The organism is Actinomyces sp. ICM58 (assembly GCF_000283035.1).
Taxonomy (GTDB): domain Bacteria; phylum Actinomycetota; class Actinomycetes; order Actinomycetales; family Actinomycetaceae; genus Pauljensenia.
Window position 1 is genome coordinate 20,771 of the sequence record NZ_ALIY01000094.1, and the last position, 9,248, is coordinate 30,018.

Below are 9,248 nucleotides of genomic sequence, written 5' to 3' on the forward strand. Positions count from 1 at the left end.
AATGAAACGCGCGATCGTGGTCGTCTGCTCGTGGGCGGCGGCCCTGTGTCTGGCGCTCGCCTACCTGGCGATCGGCTGGGGAATCGACGATGTCGTCGGAGGGGCGGCCTGGTCCACCTGGTGGATCGCGCTCGCCGCCGCCCTCGCCTCCGGCTTCTTCGCGTGGGCTGTCAGCGCTCTCGGTGCGATTACCATGAAGCAGCTGGAGCCGAGCCTGCGCCACTCGATGATCCGCCAGGTCTTTGCCCTGGGGCCCTCGCAGCGCACCAATGAGCGAGCGGGCCGCGTCGTCAACTCGGCCACCGATGGCGTCGAGCGCGTGGCCGCCTACAAGGGCATCTTCCTGGCCCCCATGATTGCGTCGCTGACGACCCCGATCCTCGTCGTCATCGTCGTCGCCCTCACCCTCGACCCGGCCTCGGGCGGCTTCCTGGCTATTGCCATCCCGTTGGTCCCAATCTGCGTCATGGGCTTCCGCAAGGCCTTCAAGCCGGTGTCCTCGCGCTACCGTCACGCCTCGCGCCAGCTCTCCGCCAAGGAACTCGACGCCATCCAGGGCTTGGGAGACCTGGCCCTCATGAACGCGGGCAAGGATATGGGCAAGCGCCTGGCCGAGGCCGCCGAAGAGGTGCGTTCGAAGGTCATGAGCTACCTGGCGGGCAACCAGCTGATCCTCCTCGTCATCGACTCCGTCTTCTCCCTGGGCATGATCACCGGCGCGATCACGCTGGCCCTCATCCGCTACGAGCAGGGGGCTCTGAGCGCTGGCGGCGCCATCTCCCTCGTGCTGCTCTCCTCGATCATGCTGGACCCCCTGGACCGGATCGGACAGTTCTTCTACATCGGCATGGGCGGCATCGCCGCCAACAAGGAAATCAAGAAGTTTAACGAGCAGACCCCGCCCGTCGTGGACGCCAAGGGCGTCAGCGTCCCCGCGATCCCGGCCGCCCCCGGCGAGATCGCCCTGTCTGGCGTGTCCTTCTCCTACACCAAGGACACCCCCGTCCTGCGCGGCGCAAACCTGACGGTGAGCCCGGGCGAACACGTCGCCCTGGCTGGACCCTCCGGCGCCGGTAAGTCCACGATCTCCGCGCTCCTGCAAGGATTTCTGCGACCCACGCGCGGCCGCGTGAGCCTCAACGGCGTGGACCTGGCCACCGCGCCGCTGTCGTGGGTGCGCGCCCAGAGCGCTGTCGTCGAACAGACCACCTACCTCTTCTCCGGTACGCTGCGTGACAACCTCCTCCTGGCCGCCCCCACGGCCACCGACGACCAGCTCATTGAGGCCCTGCGCGCCGCCCACCTCGGCGAGTTTTACGACGCGCTGCCCGGGGGTCTCGATGCGCGCGTGGGCGCTCGCGGCCTGGCCGTGTCCGGCGGCGAGGCGCAGCGCATCGCGATTGCCCGCGCCTTCTTGAAGAACGCGTCGATCATGATCCTGGACGAGCCCACGGCCCACGTGGACCTGGCCTCCGAACGCGAGATCCTGGCTTCTCTCGACACTGTGTGCGCCGGGCGCACGACCCTGACGATCTCTCACCGCGACGCCACCATCAAGGACGCCGACCGCGTCGCGACGCTCCAGGAAGGAACGATCCGATGACCCGCAGGCACCTGTCCGTTCGGCTCCTGTCCATCACGCGTCGCGTCCTGCCCCCGCTGGCCGCATCGATCGCCGCGCGCATCGTCTTCCTGATGGCCGGGATTGCTTTGTTCGCCCTGGGCGGTTGGGCCGTGGGGAGCCTGGCCGTCGGCACCAGCGCCTGGTCCATCCCCTTCATCATCGTGTGCGCCGTAGGCGTGAGCCTGCTCAAGGGCGCAGCTCGCTACCTCGAGCAGTTCGCCGGGCACTTCGTGGCCTTCCACTCCCTGGCCATGCTGCGCAACTACTTCTACGACCAGCTTGAACCCCAGGCGCCGGCGGGCACGGATCGCCTGGATTCGGGCGACATCATGAACCGCGTGACGAAGGATATCGACCGTGTCGAGGTCTTTTTCGCGCACACGCTGGCGCCTGTGACGACGGCCCTCATCGTCCCGATCTTGACGATCGTGTGGATGGGGTCGGCCGTCTCCTGGACGCTCGCGACCGTGCTGGCTCCGTTCCTGCTGGCCATCGGCGCCATCATCCCCTTCCTGGGGTCGGGCTCAACCGCGCGTGCGGCGCGTGAGCTGCGCGAGGCCCGCGGCGCGATCGCCGCCCACGTGACCGACTCGGTCCAGGGCGTGCGCGAGGTCTTGGCCTTTGGCGCGCAGGATCGTCGCGAGGCCGAGATGAGCGTCATCGAGGAGCGTATCGACTCCGCTCTGGGCGTGCAGGGTCGCTGGATCGCGCTGCGCCGAGGCCTCAATCAGGCCGCCGTCGCCGTCGGCATTGTCACGGTCGCTATGGTCGCGGGATCCGGAGTGCTTGACGGTCCCCTGACCCTGCCGCAGGCGGGCCTGGCCATCGGCATCGCGATGGGCTCCTTCGGGCCGGTCCTCGCGGTCGAGGAATTCGCCGCGGACCTGGATCAGGCCTTCGCGTCTGCCGCCCGCGTCTTCGCGATCATCGACCGCGCGCCCGTCGTCGCCGACCCGGCCGACCCCAAGCCCCTGACGCCCGGCGACATCGAGATCACCGACGTGACCTTCTCCTACCCGACGGACGAGGACGCGCCCGCGCCCGCGCCCACGGTCCTGGACGGCGTCAGCATCCACATCCCCGCCGGGAAGCGCACCGCCATCGTGGGAGCCTCCGGCTCGGGCAAGTCGACGCTGGCCTCGCTGCTGACCCGCACGTGGGACCCGGCCTCGGGCACCGTCACCATCGGCGCAACGAACGTGGCCGAGGTATCCCTGCACGACCTGCGCGCGACGGTCGCCTCCGCGCCCCAGCGTCCCTACCTGTTCAACGACACGCTGCGCGCCAACCTGCTGCTCGCCGCACCCGACGCCACTGAGAAGGATCTCGAATCCGCGCTCGCGGCCGTGGACCTCACCGACTGGCTGGCCACGGAAAAGGACGGCCTGGACACGGTCGTTGGCGACATGGGCGAACGCCTCTCGGGCGGCCAACGCCAGCGCCTGGCCCTGGCCCGCGCGCTCCTGCGCGACGCCCCCATCTACGTCTTCGACGAGGCCACGAGCCAGGTCGACCCGGCCACCGAGGCGCGTGTGCGCGAGGGCATCGCGCGCGTCGCGAAAGGGCGTACCATCGTCGAGATCGCGCACCGCATCAGCGCCGTGCGCGACGCCGACCAGATCATCGTCATGGACGCGGGCCGCGTCGTGGAGAGCGGCACCTACGCCGAGCTGCACGCGCGCGGCGGTGCCCTCGCCGCCCTCGAGGCGCGCGAAACCGCTGATCAGCCCGGCGCCTGACAGACGCGAGTGCGCTGGGGATGGGGCCACGGCCTCGTCCCCCGCGTCTTTGCGTGCCCGATACCGATAGGATGCCACCTATGGAAAGACTGATCGGCTGGACGAAAGCTGACGCGTGGGGCTCCACGAACGCGATCCCCGAGTTCCTGGGGGCCGCCGCCGGGGACGACCCGGTGTCCGAGGTGTGGTTTGGCGCCCACCCGGACGGGCCCACGCTGTTGACGGGCGGGCAGACCCTCGCCGAGCACATCGGCGAGGACCCCAAGCGAGCCCTCGGCGGAGGCCTGCTCTACGCGTTTGGGCCGACCCTGCCGTACCTGGCGAAGATCATCGCCCCCGCCCAGACCCTGAGCCTGCAGGTGCATCCGACGAAGGAGATCGCGCGCGAGGGCTACCTGCGCGAGGAGGTCCTGGGCATCGAGCGCACGGACACACGCCGCGTCTACCGGGACATGAACCACAAGCCCGAGATGATTTACGCGCTCACCGAGTTCAGCGCCCTCGTCGGCTTCCGCGTGCCGCGTAAGGCCCGCCAGCTCCTCGTCGGGCTGGAGGGCGAGCTCGCGGACCGCCTGCGCCACCGCCTCAAGCTCGCGACCGTGCGCGGGGGCCTGCGTTCCCTGGCCACGTGGCTCTTCGACGAGGACTCACCTGCGACCCCCGAGCGCGTCGCCGAGTTCGTGGCCGCGTGCCGCTCCCGACTCGCGTCGGGCACGTCCCCCTCACCGCGCACCGACGAGCTCGTGAGCGTCCTGGGCGAGAAGCACCCGGGCGACCCGGGCATCATTGTCGCCTTCCTCATGAACCCGGTGTCCCTGCGCCCGGGCGAGGCCGTCTACATTCCGCCGCGCCAGATCCACGCCTACCAGTCGGGCCTGGGCATCGAGGTTATGGCCTCCTCCGACAACGTCGTGCGCGCGGGCCTCACCGGCAAGTACGTGGATTCCGCTCAGCTCGTGGAGATCACCGAGTTTTCGGCGCTGCCGCCCGTGCGCGTGGCCCCTGAGCATCCCTCGGCGACAACGGACCGTTTCCTGGCGCCCGCGCAGGAGTTCGAGCTGTCGGTGACGACGCTGGCTCCCGGCAAACACACGTCCCGCGTGGACGAGGTCGCCGTGCCCGGGGAGGGCCCGCGCATCGTCATCGCGACCTCCGGGTCGGTCACCCTGCACGTGAGCGAGGAGCAGGGCGGGGATAGCGTAGAGCTGGCGCGCGGCCAGGCCGTGTTCGTCTCGGCCGCCGAGCGGCGCGTGTGGGCGTTCGGCACCGGATCGTTCGTGCAGGTCGCGGCCCCCTGATCGGGGTGCGTCGTGCGCGGGGACGAGGCTGTGGCAGGCTGCGTTGTCAAGTCGTTCCACGTGGTGGTCTTGGTTCCTGAAAAAGCCTTGTAGCTTGGGCTTTTTCCTCTAAAATAAAAGCCGGACCTCATCTCCGCTCGCTGCGACGAGGCCCGATTGTCAATCGCAGTGTGGGTACCGCGTGGGGGTGCCCGCACTGCGATTCTTTGTGCGCCTTAGAAGACGCCGCTGACCCAGTCGGCCAGGGTCTTGCAGGTGGAGGCTAGCTCGTCCTCGTGCGCGTCGTAGCCGGCGACGATGTCCTCGGTGTCGACGTCCTCGTTATTCACGGCCCACACGGTCGCGGTCTCGCGCGTGACCTCGGGGTGGAATTGGACGCCCAGGGCGGTGCCGTAGGAGAAGATCTGCGTGTACTTGTCCGAGCGCGCCCACTCGCGCGCGCCGCGGGGGAGTTCCACGATGGCGTCGCCGTGGTCGGCGAAGACCGTGTGGGTCGAGGCCAGGGCCATGCGCAGGGGGACGGCTCCGCCGCCGCCCGCCTGGTCGTTCGTGCCCCACGCCAGGGGAATAACGCCGTATTCGGGGCCCGCCGGGTCGGAGACGCTCACGCGCCCGCCGAAGGTCGCGGCGATCAGCTGGGCGCCCAGGCAGATGCCGAGCACCCGGATGTTGGCGAGCACGCAGCGGCGCAGGAGTTCGCGTTCGGCCTCCAGCCACGGCCAGGCCTCGTCGTCGTAGGCGTTGGCGCGGCCACCCAGCAGGATGAGGGCGCCCGGCAGGGGAGCGGCCGCCAGGTCCTGGAGGCGCTGCGGGTCCTCCCAGGCGCGCACCACCTCGTGACCGCCGAGGAAGGCGGACAACTGACCCACCGGAACGATCGGGTCGTTTTGAATCACGAGGATGTTCATACATCAATTGTAGTCGCGATCACGCGCAGACACCTATCGGCCCTTAAAGAACGTGAACAGCTGGCGCTCGCGGATCGTCATGGCTGTGATTGTGACACCGATGAGCGTCCACGACGCGGCACAGATGCCCTCGGTTGCGACCAAACGGATGAGATCGGAGCGATCCCCGGGCGCCGCTCCGCTCAGGATCGTGAGGCATATGCCGGAGGTGAGGACGCATGCGCCGCCCACCCACGCCACGGCCTCGAACAGTTGAAGGACTGTCGTATCCGACGTGCGGAGCCCAGCGTGCAGAGCCGAGGCGATCTCGAGGCGACGCCACCATGTGGCAGCGGCCCCTAGGGTCGCACCGATTGCGCTCGCGGTGATCCACGCCCACCAGGTCGGCCTCTGTCGCAGTCGCCCCGCCGCGTCGAAGGTCGTCCCGCGCGAAGGGTTCATGGCCAGCACCTGGGCGTTCTGGTCGTCGCTTCCAACGAGGGCTGAGCGCACCAGGGCATCGACGTCGTCGCTGTGCGGCCAGGATTCGTACCAGCACTCATCGAAGGTCCCCGTCGCGGGCACGGGGGCAAGAGCCGCGTAGGCGTAGCCGGGACGGCGCCCGTCGTTTTCGTCCCACGGGTAGGTGCCCGCGACCTCGGCCTGCCCGTGTGCGAGGGGGAGAAGGGTTCCTTGAGGGGTGCCGAGGTCCTCGGCTACCTGCTCAGGGAGCAGAATTCCCGTCGGATCGGCCGTTGTTGTCCCTAGGAGAGAGACGGTTCCAGGCGTGACCTCGTACAGGGGCAGCGACGAGGCCGGAAGGGCGAGCGGGGACAAGCCGGATTCGACCGAGCGAACGGCTCCTGCACGCACCCCGGGGATTCGCGACAGCGCATCGCAAGTGGCCCCGTCGATGCTGCCTTGCGCTTGGAGGACTCGCACCGATCCCAGATGGACACGGAAAGAGGCCGCCTCAACGCTGACGGAACGAAGAGAGAACGCATCGGCGCAGATGATGCCTCCGACCAGGGCGGTGGCCAGGATAGTCAGCATCCCGACGCGGGCCGTCCCGCTCAGGCAGTCCCTCCACGCCTCGGACAGGAGTGCTCGCCACGAGAGTGTGCTCATCGCTGTTCCTCCTCCTGGAAGTGGGCGAGGTCAATGACGGCGTCGCACTGCGCGCGAATCGACGGGTCATGCGTCGCGATCACGACACTCACCCCGTCCTCGCGCAGCGAGCCGAGCGTGGAGGCGATATCGCGAGCCGTAGACTGATCAAGCTGCGCGGTCGGTTCATCCACGAGGAGCAGGGTGGGGGAGCATGCGAGCCCGCGTGCGAGGAGCACACGCTGAGCCTCGCCGCCCGACAGATCACGAAATGGGCGGGTTGCCAGATGCGCCAGGTTGAAGGCATCAAGGAGCCGGTTCGCCTCGACATCGGCCTGCGCCCGGCTCATGCCGCGGGCCAACAGGGGCAGCGCCACGTGGTCAATGGCGCTGCGCGCGCGAACGCCGAACGGGTTCTGGAAGACCCACGCAATGCGGGGGTTCTGCTCACCAGGCGGACGGGGGACGGTGATCGTTCCCTCGGTCGGAGTCTCCCATCCCGCGATCAGCGACAGCAGGGTTGATTTGCCAGAACCGGACGGGCCGATGATGGCGGTGAGGGCGCCGTCCTCGCAGCGGGCGCTCAGATGGCGAAAGAGCCACGGGGTTGCGGCGAACTTGTGCCCGACGTTGTCTAGCTCGACGGACATGAGCGTCCCTCGACGGCGGTGTCGACGGCGGAGAGCGGGGTAGCTGGCAGGACGTAGGTTCGGCCAAGCTGAGAAGACACGATAGAGACGGGGATCGGCGTGCCGCTTGCAAAGACGCACGCGCCCGTCGCGTCTCCGATCACTGAGGCCGGCGGGACGACCGTGACGGTGATGGGGGAGGCGAGCTTCCAGGAGACCGGCAGCTGAACGGGTCCATCGCCGCTCGGGGCGGAACGGACGAAAGTCGCGTATTCGCTGGAGGACAGGATCGTCGCCGTCAGTGTGGGGTCGGTGATCACGCCATCAGCGGGAACGGGGTAGTCCGTGTCCCCCAGGGTGATGACGTGGTCCTCGGGATACGCGTCCGGCGGGACGGAGAGGCGCAAGGCGTCGCGGGAGTCCTCAAGGGTGAGGAGAACCGTCTGCGTATCGACGCTGTCACCCAGGCGAACGGGAACCGACGAGGGGGTGACGGTCGGCGCGGGAATCCACAGGACGTGAGAGGCCTCGATACGGGAGGGGACACCTCCAGCTCCGTCGCTCACGCCCATTGCCGAGGCCAGGGCCGCTCGTGTGGCGGCCGTGACCCGCTGAGATTCCGCTGGAGCCGCATACCCGAGCCGAGCAAGCTCAGCGTTCAGGGCCGCAATGTCTGGTCCGGTCGCTCCGTCCACCACGTCCTGATAGAGAGGAGTGGACAGGGCTAAGGCAAGAAGGGGCAGCCCGTCGATCTCGCAGGGAATAGAACCTGACGTGATGGGAGTTCCCGGTGCTGCCTGGAGGGCCGTGATGCGCCCGGCGATGGGGGAGGTGAGTTCGTGAGGCGAGGCCGGGGGAATTGTGAGGGTGAGGGAACGCGTATCAGTGAACTCGCGGGTGGTGACGGGGACCGTCGACGGAGCAGATGACGAGGCCAGCGAGGCCGGGGTGGGCGGCGAGGCAATGAGGATACCCGCGCTGACCCCGCCCGCACCGGCGATGAGAGCGACAAACGCGGTGAGGGCGAGCCAGCGGCGAGAAGATGCCATCTCAACTCCTGAGGGTGGTTGTGGTTATTTGCTGGGGTCCTCGATGCATCGTCGCAAAATGTCGGGACCCTGGGATGGGTCGATGAAAGGCAGCGCGCTTGAGAGAGGCGTTCCGCTCTCGCGAGCGCGTGCGAGCTCTTGGGCCGTGAAGGACGGCTCAACCGCCTTGTTGCGGATCAAACACTGCGTGTACAGCTCGTTGATATCCCGGTGATCCGGGTTGACTCGCATGTCGAACTCGAGCGCCTCGATAATCGGCTGGCCGGCATCGATGGAACAGGCGTCGACGAACTCTTGTTGCTGTTCCTCAGATACGGAGGAACCAACCGGCTGATCGAGGACGCTCAACTCGCCGCTCGGGCCAAAAGACGCGCCGGTCACGCCCTTGTCTGTCAGACAGCTCAGCACGCGCTGACGCATGTCCTGGAGTTCGGCCTCGCTGATGGCAGAGTCGGCGAGGACAGATTGAACGAATTCGTTGGACGCCCACTCACTGCGCGCCTGCTCAATGTCGGCCGCCCACGGCCCCTCCGCCGCAGGTGTGGTCTGTTGGCAGCCACACGCCGTGGCGACGATGACAAGAGCGGCAGCGAGCAAACCAACGCGCGAACGGATGGAGTGCGCCATCTCCCTATTGTGTGCTCCCATGATGTTCTCCCTCGAACAGCCTCGACAATGGGTGCTTACTTCCAGAATAACAAAGGCATTTGCTCCGTAACTCGCATTACGGAGAAGCGAGTTAAAACGTGGGTGTCAAGATACTCCAGACGCGCCGCAGCCCCCAATCCCGGAACTCGACGCGGCGTGCGATCCCCACCGCGGCAAGCCGACCCGGAAACGGGGGCTGCAACACACCATCCATTGTGTGACGCCAAACTCAAAAAACAGGGAGCTTTAGCTGAGAAAACCCTGGGA

At 67.8% G+C, this 9,248-nt stretch carries 8 protein-coding genes; 3 read left to right on the forward strand and 5 right to left on the reverse strand.

From position 1 onward, the window contains the following. The first annotated feature begins 1 nt into the window (after position 1). The 3 genes from HMPREF1138_RS04635 (at position 2) to manA (ending at position 4,661) form a co-directional block, all read left to right on the forward strand. Positions 2-1,603, forward strand: a complete 1,602-nt coding sequence (locus HMPREF1138_RS04635; RefSeq protein WP_009057123.1) for an ABC transporter ATP-binding protein/permease — start codon at positions 2-4, stop codon at positions 1,601-1,603. Beyond that, positions 1,600-3,363, forward strand: coding sequence for a thiol reductant ABC exporter subunit CydC (gene cydC, locus HMPREF1138_RS04640; protein ID WP_009057104.1), 1,764 nt, complete (start codon positions 1,600-1,602; stop codon positions 3,361-3,363). Before HMPREF1138_RS04635 ends, cydC begins: the two co-directional genes overlap by 4 nt. Positions 3,364-3,443: 80 nt before the next feature. Then, positions 3,444-4,661, forward strand: coding sequence for a mannose-6-phosphate isomerase, class I (gene manA, locus HMPREF1138_RS04645; protein ID WP_009057131.1), 1,218 nt, complete (start codon positions 3,444-3,446; stop codon positions 4,659-4,661). 215 nt (positions 4,662-4,876) lie between these two features. Here the strand turns inward: manA and HMPREF1138_RS04650 are convergent, their stop codons facing one another. The 5 genes from HMPREF1138_RS04650 to HMPREF1138_RS04670 are packed head-to-tail and all read right to left on the reverse strand — an operon-like array spanning position 4,877 to position 8,960. Then, the gene (locus tag HMPREF1138_RS04650) at positions 4,877-5,569 is read right to left on the reverse strand and encodes a type 1 glutamine amidotransferase (protein ID WP_009057107.1); all 693 of its coding nucleotides are present in this window, start codon (positions 5,567-5,569) and stop codon (positions 4,877-4,879) included. A 33-nt stretch (positions 5,570-5,602) separates the two neighbouring features. Continuing rightward, positions 5,603-6,676 (reverse strand): hypothetical protein, encoded by a 1,074-nt coding sequence (locus HMPREF1138_RS04655; RefSeq protein ID WP_009057127.1) that lies wholly within the window; start codon positions 6,674-6,676, stop codon positions 5,603-5,605. Beyond that, positions 6,673-7,305 (reverse strand): ABC transporter ATP-binding protein, encoded by a 633-nt coding sequence (locus tag HMPREF1138_RS04660; RefSeq protein ID WP_009057103.1) that lies wholly within the window; start codon positions 7,303-7,305, stop codon positions 6,673-6,675. The genes HMPREF1138_RS04655 and HMPREF1138_RS04660 overlap by 4 nt, the downstream gene beginning before the upstream one ends. After that, positions 7,290-8,333, reverse strand: coding sequence for a hypothetical protein (locus HMPREF1138_RS04665; RefSeq protein ID WP_009057138.1), 1,044 nt, complete (start codon positions 8,331-8,333; stop codon positions 7,290-7,292). The genes HMPREF1138_RS04660 and HMPREF1138_RS04665 overlap by 16 nt, the downstream gene beginning before the upstream one ends. Positions 8,334-8,357: 24 nt before the next feature. Continuing rightward, complete coding sequence (locus HMPREF1138_RS04670; RefSeq protein ID WP_238318607.1) at positions 8,358-8,960, reverse strand: hypothetical protein; 603 nt, start codon at positions 8,958-8,960, stop codon at positions 8,358-8,360. Positions 8,961-9,248: the final 288 nt, after the last annotated feature.